This window comes from Prauserella sp. PE36 (assembly GCF_003311655.1).
Lineage (GTDB): Bacteria > Actinomycetota > Actinomycetes > Mycobacteriales > Pseudonocardiaceae > Prauserella_A > Prauserella_A endophytica.
The window spans coordinates 182,805-199,952 of record NZ_QEQT01000059.1; the positions used below are offsets into that span (position 1 = coordinate 182,805).

19 protein-coding genes are annotated in these 17,148 nt (G+C 71.8%); 12 read left to right on the forward strand and 7 right to left on the reverse strand.

The annotated features are described in order from the left end of the window. Nucleotides 1-31 precede the first annotated feature (31 nt). Nucleotides 32-1,405 (reverse strand): dihydrolipoyl dehydrogenase, encoded by a 1,374-nt coding sequence (lpdA, locus tag DI005_RS14455; protein WP_112274996.1) that lies wholly within the window; start codon nt 1,403-1,405, stop codon nt 32-34. 171 nt (nt 1,406-1,576) lie between these two features. On the opposite strand from lpdA, the gene DI005_RS14460 reads away from it, so the two are divergent. Then, the gene (locus DI005_RS14460) at nt 1,577-1,936 is read left to right on the forward strand and encodes an oxidoreductase (protein WP_170200540.1); all 360 of its coding nucleotides are present in this window, start codon (nt 1,577-1,579) and stop codon (nt 1,934-1,936) included. Nucleotides 1,937-2,015: 79 nt separating this feature from the next. Here DI005_RS14460 and DI005_RS14465 read toward each other — a convergent pair whose 3' ends face one another. Together DI005_RS14465 and DI005_RS14470 are read right to left on the reverse strand one after the other, a co-directional pair. Continuing rightward, entirely contained in the window at nt 2,016-2,975 is a 960-nt protein-coding gene (locus tag DI005_RS14465) for an SMI1/KNR4 family protein (RefSeq protein WP_113642437.1), read from the reverse strand. Then, nucleotides 2,972-4,465 (reverse strand): leucyl aminopeptidase, encoded by a 1,494-nt coding sequence (locus DI005_RS14470; RefSeq protein WP_113642439.1) that lies wholly within the window; start codon nt 4,463-4,465, stop codon nt 2,972-2,974. Before DI005_RS14470 ends, DI005_RS14465 begins: the two co-directional genes overlap by 4 nt. 79 nt (nt 4,466-4,544) lie before the next feature. Here DI005_RS14470 and DI005_RS14475 point away from each other — a divergent pair, with 79 nt between their 5' ends. Both DI005_RS14475 and DI005_RS14480 read left to right on the forward strand, forming a co-directional pair. Next, entirely contained in the window at nt 4,545-5,456 is a 912-nt protein-coding gene (locus DI005_RS14475) for a hypothetical protein (RefSeq protein WP_113642441.1), read from the forward strand. Between the two features lie 5 nt (nt 5,457-5,461). Beyond that, on the forward strand, nt 5,462-6,088 hold the full coding sequence (locus DI005_RS14480) for a DUF402 domain-containing protein (RefSeq protein WP_113642515.1): 627 nt from the start codon (nt 5,462-5,464) through the stop codon (nt 6,086-6,088). A 3-nt stretch (nt 6,089-6,091) separates the two neighbouring features. Here DI005_RS14480 and DI005_RS14485 read toward each other — a convergent pair whose 3' ends face one another. Then, nucleotides 6,092-6,403 (reverse strand): hypothetical protein, encoded by a 312-nt coding sequence (locus DI005_RS14485; RefSeq protein ID WP_113642442.1) that lies wholly within the window; start codon nt 6,401-6,403, stop codon nt 6,092-6,094. A gap of 53 nt (nt 6,404-6,456) precedes the next feature. Here DI005_RS14485 and DI005_RS14490 point away from each other — a divergent pair, with 53 nt between their 5' ends. Beyond that, the gene (locus tag DI005_RS14490) at nt 6,457-7,560 is read left to right on the forward strand and encodes a branched-chain amino acid aminotransferase (protein WP_112275316.1); all 1,104 of its coding nucleotides are present in this window, start codon (nt 6,457-6,459) and stop codon (nt 7,558-7,560) included. Nucleotides 7,561-7,670: 110 nt separating this feature from the next. Here DI005_RS14490 and cobT read toward each other — a convergent pair whose 3' ends face one another. From cobT to DI005_RS14505, 3 genes are read right to left on the reverse strand one after another with little or no spacing between them, the layout of a single operon-like run. After that, the gene (gene cobT, locus DI005_RS14495) at nt 7,671-8,699 is read right to left on the reverse strand and encodes a nicotinate-nucleotide--dimethylbenzimidazole phosphoribosyltransferase (protein ID WP_113642444.1); all 1,029 of its coding nucleotides are present in this window, start codon (nt 8,697-8,699) and stop codon (nt 7,671-7,673) included. A gap of 9 nt (nt 8,700-8,708) precedes the next feature. Next, nucleotides 8,709-9,662 carry a sugar-binding transcriptional regulator gene (locus DI005_RS14500; RefSeq protein ID WP_112275006.1) on the reverse strand — a complete coding sequence of 318 codons (954 nt, stop codon included), beginning with the start codon at nt 9,660-9,662 and terminating at the stop codon, nt 8,709-8,711. Nucleotides 9,663-9,666: 4 nt separating this feature from the next. After that, on the reverse strand, nt 9,667-9,933 hold the full coding sequence (locus DI005_RS14505) for an HPr family phosphocarrier protein (RefSeq protein ID WP_112275008.1): 267 nt from the start codon (nt 9,931-9,933) through the stop codon (nt 9,667-9,669). 128 nt (nt 9,934-10,061) lie between these two features. On the opposite strand from DI005_RS14505, the gene DI005_RS14510 reads away from it, so the two are divergent. From DI005_RS14510 to DI005_RS14545, 8 genes are all read left to right on the forward strand, one after another. Beyond that, on the forward strand, nt 10,062-10,715 hold the full coding sequence (locus DI005_RS14510) for a PTS glucitol/sorbitol transporter subunit IIC (protein WP_233520137.1): 654 nt from the start codon (nt 10,062-10,064) through the stop codon (nt 10,713-10,715). Beyond that, nucleotides 10,712-11,749, forward strand: a complete 1,038-nt coding sequence (locus tag DI005_RS14515; protein WP_199542797.1) for a PTS glucitol/sorbitol transporter subunit IIB — start codon at nt 10,712-10,714, stop codon at nt 11,747-11,749. The genes DI005_RS14510 and DI005_RS14515 overlap by 4 nt, the downstream gene beginning before the upstream one ends. Before the next feature lie 12 nt (nt 11,750-11,761). Then, the gene (locus DI005_RS14520; protein ID WP_112275010.1) at nt 11,762-12,136 is read left to right on the forward strand and encodes a PTS glucitol/sorbitol transporter subunit IIA; all 375 of its coding nucleotides are present in this window, start codon (nt 11,762-11,764) and stop codon (nt 12,134-12,136) included. Then, on the forward strand, nt 12,133-12,528 hold the full coding sequence (locus DI005_RS14525) for a transcriptional regulator GutM (RefSeq protein WP_113642447.1): 396 nt from the start codon (nt 12,133-12,135) through the stop codon (nt 12,526-12,528). The genes DI005_RS14520 and DI005_RS14525 overlap by 4 nt, the downstream gene beginning before the upstream one ends. 179 nt (nt 12,529-12,707) lie before the next feature. Continuing rightward, complete coding sequence (locus DI005_RS14530; RefSeq protein WP_113642449.1) at nt 12,708-14,015, forward strand: NAD(P)H-dependent oxidoreductase; 1,308 nt, start codon at nt 12,708-12,710, stop codon at nt 14,013-14,015. Next, entirely contained in the window at nt 14,006-14,977 is a 972-nt protein-coding gene (locus tag DI005_RS14535; RefSeq protein WP_113642451.1) for a thiamine pyrophosphate-dependent dehydrogenase E1 component subunit alpha, read from the forward strand. Before DI005_RS14530 ends, DI005_RS14535 begins: the two co-directional genes overlap by 10 nt. Then, entirely contained in the window at nt 14,974-15,984 is a 1,011-nt protein-coding gene (locus tag DI005_RS14540; protein WP_113642452.1) for an alpha-ketoacid dehydrogenase subunit beta, read from the forward strand. The genes DI005_RS14535 and DI005_RS14540 overlap by 4 nt, the downstream gene beginning before the upstream one ends. Then, nucleotides 15,978-17,144 (forward strand): dihydrolipoamide acetyltransferase family protein, encoded by a 1,167-nt coding sequence (locus tag DI005_RS14545; protein WP_113642454.1) that lies wholly within the window; start codon nt 15,978-15,980, stop codon nt 17,142-17,144. Before DI005_RS14540 ends, DI005_RS14545 begins: the two co-directional genes overlap by 7 nt. Nucleotides 17,145-17,148: the final 4 nt, after the last annotated feature.

Consider the following 17,148-nt stretch of genomic DNA (forward strand, 5'->3'; position numbering starts at 1 on the left):
CTGGTGTGGTCTGGTTCTGAGGCGACTGACGTCAGCCGTGCGTGTGCAGCGGCTTGCCCGCGAGGGCGAGGTGCGCTTCGCCGAGTGCCTCGGTCTGGGTCGGGTGGGCGTGGATGAGCGGGGCGACGTCCTCGGGGAAAGCCTCCCAGTTGTAGATCAGCTGTGCCTCGCCGATCAGCTCGCCGACGCGGTCGCCGACCAGGTGCAGGCCCACGACGGGGCCGTCCGGGGCCTTGACCAGCTTCACAGCGCCGGAGGTCTTGAGGATCTGGCTCTTGCCGTTGCCGGCCAGGTCGTAGGTCAGCGTCGTGACGTCCGAGCCGTACTTCTCCTTGGCGGCGGCCTCGGTGAGGCCGACGGACGCGACCTCGGGGTGCGAGTAGGTGACGCGGGGGATGCCGGCCTCGTCGATGGGCTTCGGGTCCAGTCCCGCGATGTGCTCGGCGACGAGGATGCCCTGCTGGAAGCCGCGGTGGGCGAGCTGCAGGCCGGGCACGATGTCGCCGACGGCGTAGACGTTCGGCAGGTTGGTGCGCAGCAGGTCGTCGGTGAGCACGAAGCCGCGGTCCATCTGGACGCCGGCCTCGTCGTAGCCGTGGCCCGCGGTGTTGGGGCCGCGGCCGACGGCGACCAGCAGCAGGTCCGCCTCCAGCGTCTCGCCGGACTCGAGTGACACGCTCACGCCGTTGTCGTCCTGCTTGGCGCCGGTGAACTTCACGCCGGTCTTGAAGGCGATCTTGCGGCGGCGGAACGCGCGCTCGAGCTGCTTGGAAGCGAACTCGTCCTCGTTCGGCACCAGCCGGGGCAGCGCCTCGACGATGGTCACCTCCGTGCCGAAGGACGCCCACACGCTGGCGAACTCGACGCCGATGACGCCGCCGCCCAGCACCACGGCCTTCTTGGGCACGTAGTCGAGCTTCAGCGCGTCCTCGCTGGCCATGATCCGGCCGCCGAGTTCGAGGCCGGGCAGCGACTTGGAGTACGAACCGGTGGCCAGCACCACGTTCTTGCCCGTGTAGCGGGTACCGTCGACGGTCACCGTGGTGCCGCCGGAGAAGGTGCCCGTGCCCTCCACGTAGTTGATCTTGTGCGCCTTGGCGAGGCCCTGAAGGCCCTTGTACAGGCGGGTGACGACCCCGTCCTTGTACTTGTGGACGCCGGCCATGTCGACGCCCTCGAAGACGGACTTGACACCGAACTGCTCGCCGTCGCGGGCCGAGTCGGCGACCTCGGCGGCGTGCAGCAGCGCCTTGGTCGGGATGCATCCGCGGTGCAGGCAGGTGCCGCCCAGCTTGTCCTTCTCGATCAACGTGACGGAAAGGCCCAGCTCGGCGGCGCGGAACGCCGCGGCGTAGCCACCCGATCCGCCACCCAGGATCACCAGGTCGGCTTCAGCGTCGGTCACTTCTCAAACTCCTCGGCAGGCAGTGTCGATGGGGTACACGGGCGCCGTGGTGCGCTCATCACACCTCATCTTGTCACCTCGCCTGACAGGCTTGCGAGCTAGTGCTGCCCATGCGGCGGACACGTCGTCCCCGTCCCCGGAATAATGATCGTTGGGGACACCGGAAGAGAGGTGGTCGATGTGGGGCTGTTCGACTCACTGCGGAGAAGGAACAAGGGGCCGTCGAAGCCGGGAACGTTGCGAAAGGCCAGCTCGGCCGACACCCGGCACCTGGAGGAATGGGCCGCGTCGCGGCGTGGAGTGGAGGCGTACGTCGAGCCCCGCACCACTGTCACCGACACCACTGTGGTGCTGGTCGCACATGACGGGGAGTGGACGCGGCGCCGGATCGGCAGCCTCGGCGCGGCCCAGGAGTTCGGCCGCAAGCGCTCGATCCCCGTCTACGAGGTCGCCCGCACGGGCTACCCGAAGCGCATGCGCGAGTACACCGAGCGGCAGAAGATCCTCGAGCGCCGCCGAGAGCAACCCTGACCTCGCCGACTGCAGTGAAGGCCACCTTCACTGCGTTAAACGCAGTGAAGGTGGCCTTCACTGCGGTTGAGCACGGTGGCTAGGCCGACGCTTCCAGCAGTCGTAAGTGCTCCTCGAGCAGGGCGCGGATCCCGGGGTGGACGGTGACGCCGAACACCGGGTCCCACTCGACGACCTCTCCGGTGTCCGGGCGCAGAGTGATCCCCTCGGGCTCGCTGATCGTGATCCCCTCGGCGGCCGGAGCCAGCTCGGCGACACCGAGCAGGCGGGGGAACACCACGTCGGCGCGCAGTCCGTCGCACGTGAGCAGGAACTCGCGGTAGCCGGCGGGCAGCGGGCGGCCGAGCCTGCGTTCCACGTCCGCGATCGCCGCCGGGCTCGCAGGCGGCGGCAACGCGCCCGGCTCGCCCCGCAGGCGCATGATCTCGGCGACCAGCTCCCGCCAGCCGCCGCGCTCGCGCTGCGGCCGGTAGCGGACGCCCAGCGCGGCGACGAGCGCCCCCGCGTAGTCCCGGGCCCACTCCTGCGGCACCGTCAGCACGCCGTCGACGAGCAACGGCGCGACGTCGCGGCACGCGGCGAGCGTGGCCACGTCCGGCCGCTTCGTCTCGCCGGCGCGTCCGGCCCACCTGCCCAGCGCCTCGGTGGCGGCCTCGACGTCTCCCCGCTCGGCGGCGGCCTGTGCCTCGGCGGCGAGCGCCCGCAGCGGATCCCGGCTCTCCTTGGCGAGGTGGGCGCGGTGCGCCTCGGCCTCGGCGTCGAGGTCGAGCGGCGTCAGCTCGGCTGCCCAGTCCGGCGCCTCGCCGCGCGCGGCGAACAGCATCGCCCACGCACGCGCGGCCAGTGGCTCCGCCGCGAGCCTGCTCGCCTCACGGCCGGTCGCGGCGAGCCAGTGCCGCACCAGCCGGTCGGACTCGGCGCTCGCCCCGGCGCACGCCAGCAGCAGGGCCGCGGTCGAGATCACCGCGTCGACGCCCTCGTCCGACGCCGTGAGCACCTTGCGCACGGCGTCGTCCGCGTAGCCGCCCGCCTCGGTCACCCGTTGTCGGCGATGTCCGCCAGCACCGCGGCGATCGTGCGCACCGGCACGCCCGTGCCACCCTTGCCGGTGTAGCCCCACGGGCCACCCGTGTTGAAGGCCGGGCCCGCGATGTCGATGTGTGCCCACGGCAGGCCCTCGGCGACGAACTCGCGCAGGAAGATCCCGGCGGCGAGCATGCCGCCCCAGCGGGAGCCGGTGACGTTGGCGAGGTCGGCGAGCTTGGAGTCGAGGTCGCCGCGCAGCTCCTCCGGCAGCGGCATCGGCCAGCCGTTCTCGCCCGTGGCCTGCGCGATCGCGGCCACGCGGTCGCGGAACTCGTCGGAGCCCATGATGCCGGGGGTGCGGTTGCCCAGCGCCACCATCTGCGCGCCCGTGAGCGTGGACGTCTCGATCAGGTAGTCCGGCTCGTCCTCGGCCGCCCGCACGATCGCGTCGGCCAGCACGAGCCTGCCCTCGGCGTCGGTGTTGAGCACCTCGACGGTCTTGCCGCCGTACATCGTCAGCACGTCACCGGGCCGGTACGACGTTCCCGACGGCATGTTCTCCGCGAGCGGCAGGTAACCGGTGACCTCGAGCGGGTACTTGAGCTTCGCGGCGAGCACCACGGACGCGAGCACCGCCGCGGCCCCGGACATGTCCGAGGTCATGTGGTCCATGTTCGCGGCGGGCTTGAGCGAGATGCCGCCGGTGTCGAACGTGATGCCCTTGCCGACCAGCGCGACCTTCTTCTTCGCCTTCGGGCCCTTGTAGGAGAGGCGGACCAGGCGCGGCGGGCGCGACGAGCCACCGCCGACGCCAAGGATGCCGCCGTAGCCCTTGCGCTTGAGCTGCTTCTCGTCGAGCACCTCGATGTCGAGGCCGGTCTGCTCGGCGAGCTTCTTCGCGCGGTCGGCGAACGAGCCGGGGAAGAGGTCGTTGGGCGGGGTGTTCACCAGATCGCGCGCGGTGAGCACCGACTCGGCGATGGCGGTTGCGGCCTTGAGCGTGGCGCGATGCTCGCGCGAGGAGCCCTCGGCGGGCGTCGCGACGTCCACCGTGGACACCGGGGCGTCACCGGGCTCGGACTTGTACTCGGTGAAGGTGTACGCGCCGAGGATCGTGCCCTCGACCGCGGCCTGCAGGTCCACAACGGACAGCGTGGTGAGCGCCCGCGCGGTGCCGGCCAGCGCGCGGCCGGAGGCCCCGGCGGCACGCCGCACCTGCTCCTGCGTCGGCTCCGGCTTGCCGAGGCCGACGGCGAGCACGACGCCCGCGGGCAGCTTGCCCAGCGTCGGCACCTTCACCACCTCCTCGGCCTTGCCCGTGGCGCCGAGCGTGCGCAGCACGTCGACGAGGGTGCCGCCGAGCGCGGCGTCCACGGCGTCGGCGCCGGGCGCCAGCTCCAGCCCGTTGGCTCCCTGCACGGTGCCGACCACGACGGCCTCGGCGCGGGTCTTGCCCAGCGCGGCCTCGGTGATCTCGGACAGGGCAAGCTTCGGCACGCTCACGTCAGGCTCCTCGTCGGGTCTCGAATCTTGTCCGCCATGCTATTGACGGCGTCCTGACCGGTGAGAGGTAGGTACGAGCGTGCAGGTCGGTGCTGGCATCCTCGGCGCGCTCGCGGTGGCCGCATCCGCTGCCGGATGGTGGCTGCTCGGCGGGGCCGTGCTCGCGGCGGCACTGGCCTTCTGTGCTCAGTGGACGGTGCCGGAGCCGGAGGGCCGCGGCGCCACGATCCACCGGGGACTGCGCTCGGGCGCCAGGATCGCGAGTGTCGCGTTCTACGCCTCGGTGTTCGCCGCCTATTCGGTGCCCGGCTCGGCATGGCTAGGGGCCTGCGTGTTCGTGCTGCTCGTCACGGCCGCCGACGCCGCGGGCGTGGGCATCGGCGACTACTGGCGGCGCTGGATCGCCGGGCTGCTCGTGGTCGCCGGCGTCGCGTTCGTGGCGGTGAGCGTCGCGATCGCCCCGGCGGGACCCACCGGCGAGCCGTCGTGGCCCGGCGTGCCCGGGCTGCTGCTCGCCGGTGCCGTGCTGTTCCCGCTGCTGACCGGGCTCGACTCCAGGCGCCTCGCGACCGGCGCCGTGCTGGTCGTCGCGGTCGCCGCGGCGGCGCTCTACCAGCTGGGCCCCGTGCGCCTTGGCCTTTCGGTGAGCTCGCTGCGCGACGCGCTCGCCGCCGCCAACGCCGAGGCGCTGCAACCGCTGCTGGGCGGCGTCGTGGTACTGGCGATCATGCCGGCCGCGCTGCTCGCGCTCACCGAGGCGCGGCAGGACCTGCGGCCGCACCGGCGGCTCGTCGGGACCGCGGCCTGCGGGCTGGCCTCGGCGGTGCTCGCGGTGGTGCTGACGCCCGTGGGTGCCCTGTTCGTGGCCGCCGCGTTCGCGCTGGCGCAGGCGTTCGCGGCGGCGTTGCTCACCCGCGAGCGCACCGCGCCCGTCGTGGCGACCGCGGTGCTCGCCGTGGCCCTGTTCGCCGGGCTGGTGTTCGGCGCGTGACGCCGATGAGATGGGAGCCAGGAGAGACGGCGGTGCTGACGTTCCTGCGGCCCGACGCGAGCATCGGTCAGCAGCACCCGCTGCGCGTGCTCTCCGACGACGGCACCCGGCTGCTCGGCTGGCTGCCCTCCGGCACCCGGATAGTCGGCAGCAGGCTGTCCGACGGCAGGCACCAGCGGGACGCGCCGCTGGCCGAGCGGTTCGTCGCCCCGCGCAGGCGCGTCCACGACAGGTGGCACGGCACGTCGACGCTGCGGCTCGTGTGCGAGGACGCGTGGTCGTCGGTGTGGTGGTTCTTCGACGAGGCCAATGAGTTCACCGGCTGGTACGTCAACCTGGAGATCCCGCGCGGGCGGGACGCGCACGGGCCGAGGCGTATCGACGGCGTGCTCGACGTCGACGTGGCCCCTGACCTGAGCTGGGAGTGGAAGGACGAGGACGAGGCGGAGGCGGCACTGCGGGCAGGGCGGCTCACCGAGCGCGAGCTGGCGTTGCTGCGGGAGGAGGGGCTGCGCGTCGCCGCGCTGGCCGAGGCCGGGGCGTTCCCCTTCGACGGCACGTTCACCGACTTCCGGCCCGACCCGGAGTGGCCGGAGCCCGAGCTGCCGGACGAGCTGCTGCGGGACCTGTGAGCGTCAGGCCATCACGTAGGAGAGCCCGAACAGCGCCGCGGCCGTGACGAGCAGGCCGACCAGGGACTTCGCGGGCAGGTCGCGGGGGAAGACCTTGCCGTGCAGGTTCTTCCACCACACGACGCCGAACACGGCTCCGATGATGCCGAGGAAGCCACCGAAGCCGCCGGCCATGATGTAGCCGATCAGCACGATCATGCCCGCCGCGAAGGTGAGCAGCGCGGCGGCCGCGAGGGTCTTGGCGTCGGATGCGGCGCCCGCGGACACGCTGGTGCCACCATGGGGGCGCTGGGGCTGGATGCTCACGTCCGCCATCGTAGAGGTCGGCGAATCCTCTGACTTCCTACTAACGAGATATGCTCTTCGGCATGACTACGACGATCCCGTTCAGCCGTACCCTCAGCACGTCTCCCGCCTCGGCGGAGCGCGTAGCCGAGGTACTGGCCGCTCCGGGATTCGGCACCCACTTCACCGACCACATGGTGACGGTCGAGTGGGACACCGAGCGTGGCTGGCACGACCCGAGGGTGCGCCCGTACGAGGGGCTCTCGCTCGACCCGGCCACGGCCGTGCTGCACTACGGGCAGGCGATCTTCGAGGGGCTCAAGGCGTACCGGCAGCCGGACGGCACGATCAGCGCGTTCCGGCCCGAGCAGAACGCCGCCCGGTTCCGTCGCTCCGCCGCGCGGCTCGCGATGCCGGAGCTTCCCGACGAGCTGTTCCTCGGCTCGATCCACGAGCTGATCGCCGTCGACGAGCGGTGGGTGCCGACGCGGCAGGGCGACACGCTGTACCTGCGGCCGTTCATGATCGCCACCGAGGCGGGTCTCGGCGTCAACCGGCCGTCGGGCTCCTACCTCTACTCGCTCATCGCCTCGCCCGCGGGCTCCTACTTCGCCGGTGGCGTGAAGCCGGTGAGCGTGTGGCTGTCGACGGAGTACGTGCGGGCGGCCCCCGGCGGCACCGGGTTCGCCAAGTGCGCCGGTAACTACGCGGCGTCCTTCGTGGCGCAGGCGCAGGCCGTGGAGCAGGGCTGCGACCAGGTGGTGTGGCTCGACGCGGTCGAGCGGCGCTGGGTCGAGGAGATGGGCGGGATGAACCTGTTCTTCGTCTTCGGCTCCGGTGAGGACGCCCGGGTGGTGACACCCGAACTGAGCGGTTCGCTGTTGCCCGGCGTCACCCGCGACACCCTGCTGAAGCTGGCCTCCGACTTCGGCCACCGCGTCGAGGAGCGCAAGATCTCCACCGACGAGTGGGAGAAGGCGGCCGCCTCCGGCGAGCTGACCGAGGTGTTCGCGTGCGGCACGGCCGCCGTGATCACGCCGGTGGGCCGCGTCAAGCACGGCGGCGGCGAGTTCACCATCTCGGGCGGCAAGCCCGGTGAGCTGACCATGCGCCTGCGCGAGGAGCTGACCGGCATCCAGGAGGGCACCCGCCCCGACCCGCACGGCTGGATGCACAAGCTCGCCTGACGCCCCGCGAGTCCCCCGTTCCGGCCGGCGAGTCCCCCGTTCCGGCCGGCGAGTCCCCCGTTCCGGCCGGCGAGTTGCCCGTTCCCGACGGTGAGTCGTGCGCTCGCGGCCTACTCGGCCTGCGGCACCTGGTCGAACGTCGCGATCTCCGTCAGCAGCCGCGCCGACGCCGTGAGCAGCGGTAGCACCGCTGTCGCGCCGGCGCCGTTGCCGAGCCGGATCCCGAGGTCGACCACGGGCTCCAGGTCGAGGTGGTCGAGCGCGAGCCCCTGCGCGGGCTCGGTGGACCGGTGCGTGGCGAGCCACCACGAGCGCGAGCCGGGCGCGAGCTCCTCGGCGACCATTGCGGCGGCGGCCGACGCGAGTCCGTCGAGCAGCACGGGCGTGCGGCGCACGGCGGCCTGGGCGAGGAAGCCGGCCATCGCGGCGAGGTCCGCGCCACCGGCGGTGCGCAGCAGCTCCATCGGGTCGGACAGGGCGGGCCGGGCGCGCCGCAGGGCGTCGCGCACCGCGACGGCCTTGCGCATCCACCCGTTGTCGTCGATGCCCGAGCCCCTGCCGATCACGGCCACCGGCTCCGTCCCGGTGAGCGCCGCGACGAGCGTGGACGCCGGGGTGGTCACGCCGACGCCGAGGTCGGCCGGCACGAGCAGGTCGGCGCCCGCGTCCACCTCGGCGTCGGCGAGGCGCATGCCCGCCCGCACGGCCGCCTCGGCCTCATCGGCGGTGAGCGCGTCCTCGACGTCAATGGAGCCGGAACCCCTGCGGACCTTGAACTCGCCGTCCTCGGCCGAGTCCACGGCGATGTCCTCCACGCGCAGGCCAGCGCCCGCGACGTCGGCGAGGACGTTCAGCGCGCCGCCACCGGACCGGGCGGCGGCGAGCAGCTGCCGTGTCACCTCCGGTTTGTAGGCGGAGACGCCCTTGGCGGCGATCCCGTGGTCACCCGCCAACACGACGACCCGCGTGCGCTTGAGCGGTCGCGGCGGCGACTGACCCTGGCACGCGGCGATCCACGCGCCGAGGTCCTCGAGCCTGCCGAGCGAGCCCACCGGCTTGAGCAGCAGGCCGTGACGCCGCAGGGCGTCGGCACGGGCGATCTCGTCGGGATGGGGGACGGTGGCGAACTCGATGGGCACGGGGCCAAGTTACCGCGCGTCGCGCGTGAGCAGGGCCCTGGCCAGGGAGCTGTCGCACACGAGCACGTCGAGCACGCCGGTGCGCAGCGCGCCGAGCACGCCGCCGGCCTTCTCGGGGCCCGCCGCCACGCCCGCGACCGTCGGGATCGCGGCGAGGTCGGCGAGCGACACGGCCAGCACGTGGTCGTCGGAGGGGCCTGCCAGCGGCGTGCCCTCCGCGTCGAAGAACCGGGCGCAGACGTCGCCCACGGGCCGGGCCGCGTCGAAGCGGGCCTGCTCCTCGGCGCTGAGGTTCATGGCCTTCACGAGCGCGGCCGAGGAGCCCTGCCCGACGCTGCCGATGCCGACGATCGCCACCTGAACCCGGCGCGCGGCGTCGAGGGTGGCCTGCACACTCGGCTCGGCGAGCAGCACGTCCCGGCCCGCCTTGGAAGTGAGCAGCGCGGGAGCGTGCAGCCGCTGGTACCGGCCACCGACCCGGCCCGCGAGGTCGCGCACGAGCTCCTCGCCGCTGATCGCCGAGTCCACTGCGGACAGTCCACCCACGAGCGGGAGCACCTCGACGTCGAGCCCGCCCTCGTCGGGGATGTGCTGCACGACGGACTGTAGCCCGTGTCCCCATGAGACGCCGATCTGCTGCCCGGCTTGCAGGTTCTCCAGCAGCCACCGGGCGCCGAGGTCGCCGACCCTCGACAGTGGACGGTCGCCGCTGTGGATCTCGGCGACCCGGCAGTCGCGGAGGCCGAACCGCGCGGTGAGCTCCGCCTCGAGATCCATGTCCCGGCCCGTGGGGTCGTTGATCTGGATCCGGACGATGCCTCGCTCGCGCGCCGCGGTGAGCATCCGCGAGACGCTCGAGCGGCTCACCTGCAGGGTGGTCGCGATCTCGTTCTGGGAACGGCCTTCCTCGTAGTAGAGGCGGGCCGCCTTGACGAGCAGTTGCTGGTCGCGCGGCGGTGGCATGGGCTCACGCGTCCAGATCGGTCACCAGCAGCCGGGACAGCTCGGTGAGCGCGGCGTCGGCGTTCTCGCCGTCGGTGCGCAGCACCACCTCCTCGCCGTGTCCGATCGCGAGGCTCAGCACCGAGAGCATGCTGCGCGCGTCCACGGGCTCCGTGCCGGGCCTGCCGATGAGGACCTCGCCGGAGTGCTTGGCGGCGGCCTTGACGAAAACGCTGGCGGGCCTGGCGTGCAGGCCGACGCTGGAGGCGATCTTCACGCGGATCTCCGGCATGCGTGCTCCTTCGCAATCGGGTCTTGTCGACGCTTGAGCGGCATGTTACACACATCACTGGCAAACGTGAAGAACGTACGCACATAAGTGCAAATGCCGGATTGTGGGGGCCGAGAAGGAGGCCAGGAATGCAAGTGCTTGCTGTAATGGCGCAGCAGCAGCCGGCACAGCCGGAGCCGGAGACGAGCGGCGGTGTGCTCGGCGTCTTCGAATGGCTGGGCACACATTTCATCGGGCTGTTCAACGAGTCGGGCGAGCAGTTCGTGGGGTTGGTGACCGGCATCCTGCCGACCCTGATCGTCCTGCTCACGTTCATGTACGCGCTGACGACCTTCATCGGCGAGCAGCGCGTGACAAGAGCGGTGCAGTGGTCGGCACGGTGGTGGATCACGCGGTACACGATCATGCCGATCATCGCGGTGCTGATGCTCACCAACCCGATGTGCTACTCGTTCGGCCGGTTCCTGCCCGAGCGGCACAAGCCGGCGTTCTACGACTCCGCGGTGTCCTTCGTGCACCCGGTGACCACGTTCTTCCCGTACGCCAACGCCGGTGAGCTGTTCGTCTGGCTCGGCATCGCAAACGGCATCACGCAGCTCGTCGAGTCGACGGTTCCGCTGGCACTGCGGTACTTCCTCGTCGGCATCGTGGTGATCTTCATCCGCGGCATCGTCACCGAGAAGCTCACCGCGTTCATGATCAAGCGGACCGGGCGCACCGAGGTCTTCGCCGACTTCGACCGCGAGTTCGAGGCCGCCAGGGCCGGAGGTGTGAAGGCATGAGCGAGATCGAGACCACCCACACCGCCCGTGCGGTGTTCGTGCGCGCTGGCGCGGGCGGCTGGGGGCCGGGTCTGCTGCTGCGCGCCGAAGGCAAGCGCAACAAGGTGCTCTCGGTGACCGGGGGCGGCATCCACGAGGTGGCCGCGAGGATCGCCGAGCTGACCGGGGCGGAGCCGGTGGACGGCTTCACCACCACCGTGCCCGACGACGAGGTGGTGGCCGCGGTCATCAACTGCGGCGGCACGGCGCGCATCGGGGTGTACCCGCGCAAGGGCATCCCGACCGTCGACGTCTATCCCGGCGCGCCCGGCGGGCCGCTCGCGAAGTTCATCACCGAGGAGCTGTTCGTCTCCGCGGTCGGCGTCGAGCAGGTCCAACCTTCCACAGTGGAGGGTTCGGAGGAGCCGGCCGAGCAACCCGCCGTGCCGCCGCGTTCGGAACGGCCCTCGTCTCGGGAGGTCGCCGCGACCGTGACCGGGGACGGGAAGTTCGGGCAGGCGTTCAACTCGGTCACGGGCGTGTTCGTCAGGTTCGGTTCCGGCGTCGGCTCGTTCGTCAACACGATGCTCGCCGCGGGCAGGCAGACGATCGAGCTGACCCTCAAGACCATCCTGCCGTTCATGGCCTACGTGAGCCTGCTGCTCGGCATCGTCATCTACACCGGTGTCGCGCAGTGGATGGGCCAGGTGCTCTCGCCGATCGCGAGCAACCCCATCGGGCTCGTGGCGATCAGCCTCGTCGTGGCGCTGCCGTTCCTGTCGCCGATTCTCGGGCCCGGTGCGGCGATCGCGCAGGTGATCGGCACGTTGATGGGCAGCCAGATCGCGATCGGCGCGCTGCCGGTGCAGTACGCGCTGCCGACGCTGTTCGCGATCAACGGCCAGGTGGGCTGCGATTTCGTGCCGGTGGGTCTCGCGCTGGGCGAGGCGAAGCCGGAGACCGTGGCGGTCGGGACGCCCGCGGTGCTGATCAGCCGCATGATCACCTCGCCGGTGGCCGTGCTGATCGCGTGGGCCGCGAGCTTCGGCCTGTAGGAGAGTGGAGGAATGAGCGTGTACTACGAGAGCACCGTCCTGCGGGCGGGCGACGAGGCCGGCGACATGGTCGAGGGCGGCGTCGTGATCCTGTACGCCGACCCGATCCCGGACGCGCTGGAGAGCGTGAGCGTCGTGCACGGCCCCGCGAAGGGCCCCGAGCGGGAGATCCGTCCCGGCGACGTGTTCCTGCTCGGTGACGAGCGCGTCGAGCTGGTCGCCGTGGGGGAGCGGGCGCACGAGAACCTGCGCACCCTCGGGCACATCGTCGTCTACCTCAACCCCGACGAGGGCACGTCGCTGTTGCCGGGTGCCGTGCACGGCAAGGGCAGCGTGACGCTGCCGAAGGCCGGCGCCCGGCTCGCACTGAGCGGAGGGACGACGTGACCTGGCAGGCGGTGCTCGTGCTGGTCGGCGGCTTCGTTGCCGCGGGGCTGCTGAGCTACCGCCAGCACCTCGGCTACCAGCGCGCCGTCAACGAACTCGCCACCGACGAGAACCGCAGCGGGATGCTGCTCGTCAGCGGGCGAGCGAAGGGGCGGCTGCGCGGCGCGATCGTGCTGCTGGTGATCGATCGTCGTCGAGGCGAGGTGACCAGGGCACAGGTGATGGAGGGCGTGTCGGTGTTCGCGAAGTTCACCGAACGCCCTGATCTGGCGGGGCCTGTGGAGGGCGCGGAGGAGCGCGCGGGCTCGAAGGCGCTCGCGAAGGCCGTCGCCGAGGCGCTGAAGATGGCGGCCCGCCTCAACGCCGGAACCGTGAGGTCCCAGGCCGCCTGACTCAACTGCAGTGAAGGCCACCATGCCTGCGTTCAACGCAGGCATGGTGGCCTTCACTGCGTTTGCACCTATGTGCAGAGCTGGTGGGCTTGTGTGCTTTTCCATCTGCGTGCTACCAAAGAAGCACCACGGTGCACATGATGTGCACATACGTGCAAATAAGGTGGAGGAGCCTCGGGATGAGTTATGTCGATCGGCTGCGAGTCCGCGAGCGGGAGCTGGGCCGTCCGGTGCGCGTCGGGCTCGTCGGCGCAGGGCAGATGGGCCTCGGCTTCGTGGTGCAGGCGAGCCGGATCGCGGGCATGGAGGTCGCGGCCATCGCCGACATCGCGCCGGAACGCGCGCGGCAGGCGTTCGCGCAGGCCGGTCACGACCGCGTGGTGGCACAGGGGTCCCGCGCCGAGCTGGCCGCCGCGATCGAGGCGGGCACGCCGGTGGTCACCGCGGACGCGACGGCGCTGCCCGGCCTTCCGCTCGACGTGCTCGTCGACGCCAGCGGCGTGCCCGAGGTCGGCGCCCGCATCGCGTTCGCCGGCCTGCTCGCGGGCAAGGACGTCGCCATGCTCAACGTCGAGTGCGACGTGACGGTCGGCCTCCTGCTCGCGCGCCTGGCCACCGGGCTCGGCCGCGTCTACACCGTGTGCCGCGGCGACGAGCCCGTGGAGTGCAAGGCGCTGGTCGACTACGTGCGCGACATCGGCTTCGAGGTCGTGTGCGCGGGCAAGGGCAAGAACAACCCGCTCGATCCAACGGCGACGCCGGACTCGGTGGCCGACCAGGCCGCCGCGAAGGGTATGAACCCGCACATGCTCGCGAGCTTCGTCGACGGCTCCAAGACCATGATCGAGATGGCTGCCCTCGCCAACGGAGCCGACCTGCGCGTGCCCGCGCGCGGGATGAGCGGCCCGCACTGCACCGTCGAGGCGCTCGCCGAGACGTTCCGGCCCGCCGCCGACGGCGGGGTGCTGCCGGGGCCCGGCGTCGTGGACTACTGCACGGGGCCGGTGGCGCCCGGCGTGTTCGTGATCGGCCGCAGTGAGCACCCCGTGGTCGTCGAGGAGATGGCCTATCTGAGCATGGGCAAGGGCCCGTACTACGCGTTCTACCGGCCCTACCACCTCGCGAGCGTCGAGGCGCCGCTCTCGGTCGCGCAGGCCGTGCTGGACCGCACTCCGAGCCTCGCGCCCACGGCGTGGAACGCCGAGGTGCTCGCCGTCGCCAAGCGTGACCTGCACGAGGGGGAGACGCTCGACGGCATCGGCGGGGAGACCGTCTACGGCGTCACAGACAGCGCCGAGAACGCGCGTGCGGGCGACCATGTGCCGCTCGGTCTGGCGCAGGGCGCGCGGGTGCTGCGGGAGGTCGCCGCCGGGACCGCGCTGACCACCGCCGACGTCGCCGTCGACGAGACCACGACCATCGCCACGCTGCGCAGGCTGCAGGACCGGCTGGCCGACGGCGAGGAGGTGCTGGGCACATGGATCTGACCAAGGACGCCGCCGTGGCGCGGGAAACGCTGCGGACGATGTGGACGATCCGCCGGTTCGAGGAGGCCGTGGACGACCTCTTCGCGCGCGGCCTCATGCACGGCACCATGCACCTGTCGATCGGGCAGGAGGCCGTGCCGGCCGGGGCGTGCCTCGCGCTGCGCGAGGGCGACTACATCACCTCCACCCACCGGGGCCACGGGCATTGCATCGCGAGGGGGGCCGAGCTCGACGCGATGATGGCCGAACTGCTCGCCAAGGAGACCGGCTACTGCCGGGGCCGCGGCGGTTCGATGCACATCGCCGATGTCGCGACCGGAAACCTCGGCGCCAACGGGATCGTCGCGGGCGGCGTGCCGATCGCCGCGGGCGCCGGGCTCGCCGTCAAGCTCCGCCGGGGCGAGCAGGTGGTGGTGAGCTTCTTCGGCGACGGTGCGGTGAACGAGGGCGCGTGGCACGAGGGCGTCAACCTCGCCGCCATCTGGGACCTGCCGGTGGTGTTCGTGTGCGAGAACAACCACTACGGCATGTCGATGTCGGTGGGCAAGGCGTTCAAGGTCCAGCGGCTCGCCGAGCGCGCGGCCGCCTACGGCATCCCGGGCGTGACCGTGGACGGCAACGACCCGCAGGCCGTGCACGACGCCGTCTCCGACGCCGTGCACAGGGCGAGGGCGGGGCAGGGGCCGACGCTGGTCGAGGCCGTCACCTACCGCTGGAAGGGGCATTCGAAGAGCGACAAGAACCTCTACCGCACGCGCGAGGAGATCGAGAGCTGGCGCGAGCAGGACCCCATCGCGCGCTTCGAGCGCGCGGTGGCGGGCACTCTGTCCGAAGTGGACATCGCGGCCTGTCGCGACGAGGCGCGCGAACGCGTGCGGGAAGCCATCCGGACCGCGAATGCCGCACCCGACGCCAGTGCCGGCTCACTGACCGACGCCGTCTACGCCAGGAGTGACCGATGACCGCTGTGCTGGACGCGACGAGCACCCGCACGCTGACCTACGCCGAGGCCGTGCGTGAGGCGCTCGGGCAGGCGATGGAGGACGACGAGCGCGTGTTCCTGCTGGGGGAGGACGTCGGCACCTACGGCGGTGCGTTCGGCGTCACCGGCGACCTGGTGCACCGCTTCGGTGAGGAGCGGGTGCGCGACACTCCGATCAGCGAGCTGGGCATAGTCGGCGCGGCGGTGGGGGCCGCGCTGGCCGGGATGCGGCCGATCGTGGAGATCCAGTTCTCCGACTTCACCGCGCAGGCGATGGATCAGATCGTCAACCAGGCCGCGAAGATCCACTTCATGCTGGGCGGCGCGGCGATCGTGCCGATGGTGCTGCGCGCGCCCGGCGGGTCGGGCACTGGTGCGGCCGCCCAGCACTCGCAGAGCCTGGAGGCGTGGTTCGCCCACGTGCCCGGACTCAAGGTCGTGATGCCTGCGACGCCCGCCGACGCGAAGGGGCTGCTGCTCGCGGCGATCGACGACCCGAACCCGGTGATCGTGCTGGAGCACAAGCTGCTCTACAAGCAGAGCGGGCCGGTGCCAGAGGTCCCCGAGCGGGTCCGGCTCGGGGAGACGGCGGTGCGCCGCACCGGTGGGGACCTGACGATCGTGGCCACCGGTGTGATGGTGTCGCGGGCGCTGGAGGCGGCGGAAACGCTGGCGGCGCAGGGCATCCAGGCGAGCGTGCTCGACCCGCGCACGCTCCGGCCGCTCGATGATCGGACCATTGTGGACAGCGTGACGGTGACGGGCCGGGCGTTGCTCGTGCAGGAGGCGCCCAAGACGGGCGGCTTCATGGGCGAGATCGCCGCGCGGATCGTGGAGTCGAGCGCGTTCGGCCACCTGCGTGCGCCGGTGGCGCGGCTGTGCGGGCTCGACGTGCCGATCCCGTATGCGCCCCAGCTGGAGCGGGCCGCCGTGCCGCAGGTGGAGGACATCGTCCGCGAGGCGAGTGAGCTGGTGAAACGGTGGTAGCCAAGGAAGTCGCGCTGGTCATGCCGAAGATGTCCATGACCATGACCGAGGGCGTGCTCGTCGGGTGGCGCAAGGCCGAGGGGGACCAGGTGCGCCAGGGCGAGGTCGTGTGCGAGGTGACCACCGACAAGGTGGACATGGAGGTGGAGTCGAACGTCGACGGCGTGCTCACGCGCCTGGTGGCCGAGCCGGAGGACGTGATCGGGGTCGGGGAGCCCATCGCCTTCGTCGCCTCGGAGGCGGACGACCTGCTGGAGGGCCTCTTCGACGGTCCGCCGGAACCGGCACCGGAGCCGTCGCCGGAAGCCGAGCCCCCTGCGGCGGTGGCCGTGGAGACGCGGCCCCGCAACGGTGTCGCGGCGGTACCGGCCGCGCGCCGGCGCGCCGCCGACCTCGGCGTCGACCTCGCCACGGTGCCGCCAACGGGCCCCTGGCACACGATCCGCCTATCCGATGTCGAGCATTTCGGCAGGGAGCAAGGGAGCTTTACTACCGCGAAACGAGAGCAAAGCTCCCTTGCTCCCGTCTCGCGGCGGCGGAAGGGGGCGCGAACGGCGGTCGCGCGACGGATGGCGGCGAGCGCTCAGGTGCCCCAGTTCGTGCTGTACCGCGACATCGATCTCCAGCGTGCCGGGGAGAACCGCAGGCATGGCTGGACGGCCGTGTTCACCCACGTACTCGCCGGCGCGCTGCGCGAGCACCCCGAGCTCAACGCGAGCTGGGTCGACGGCGAGGTGCGGGCACACGAGCACGTCGGCGTCGCGCTCGCGGTCGACACCGGGCGCGGGCTGCTCGCACCCGTACTCACCGATCCGGACCAGCTGAGCCTCGACGCGCTCGCGGCGCGGATCACCGACGTCGTGGACCGGGCGAGGGCGGGCAGGCTCGGCCTCGCCGAGCTCTCCGCACCCGCCACCACCACGGTGTCCAACCTCGGCGGCCTCGGCGTGGGCGCGTTCCAGGCACTGCTCACCCCGCCGCAGGCGACGGCGCTCGCGCTGGGCGCGATCGAGCCGAAGGTGGTGCCCGTGCCCGGCGGCATCGGCGTGAGCCTCCGCTGCACGGTTGGCCTCAGCGTCGACCACCGCGTCGGCGACGGAGCCGACGGCGCCCGTCTGCTCACGACGGTGCAGCGGCTGCTGGACGGGGAGCTCGTATGATCCC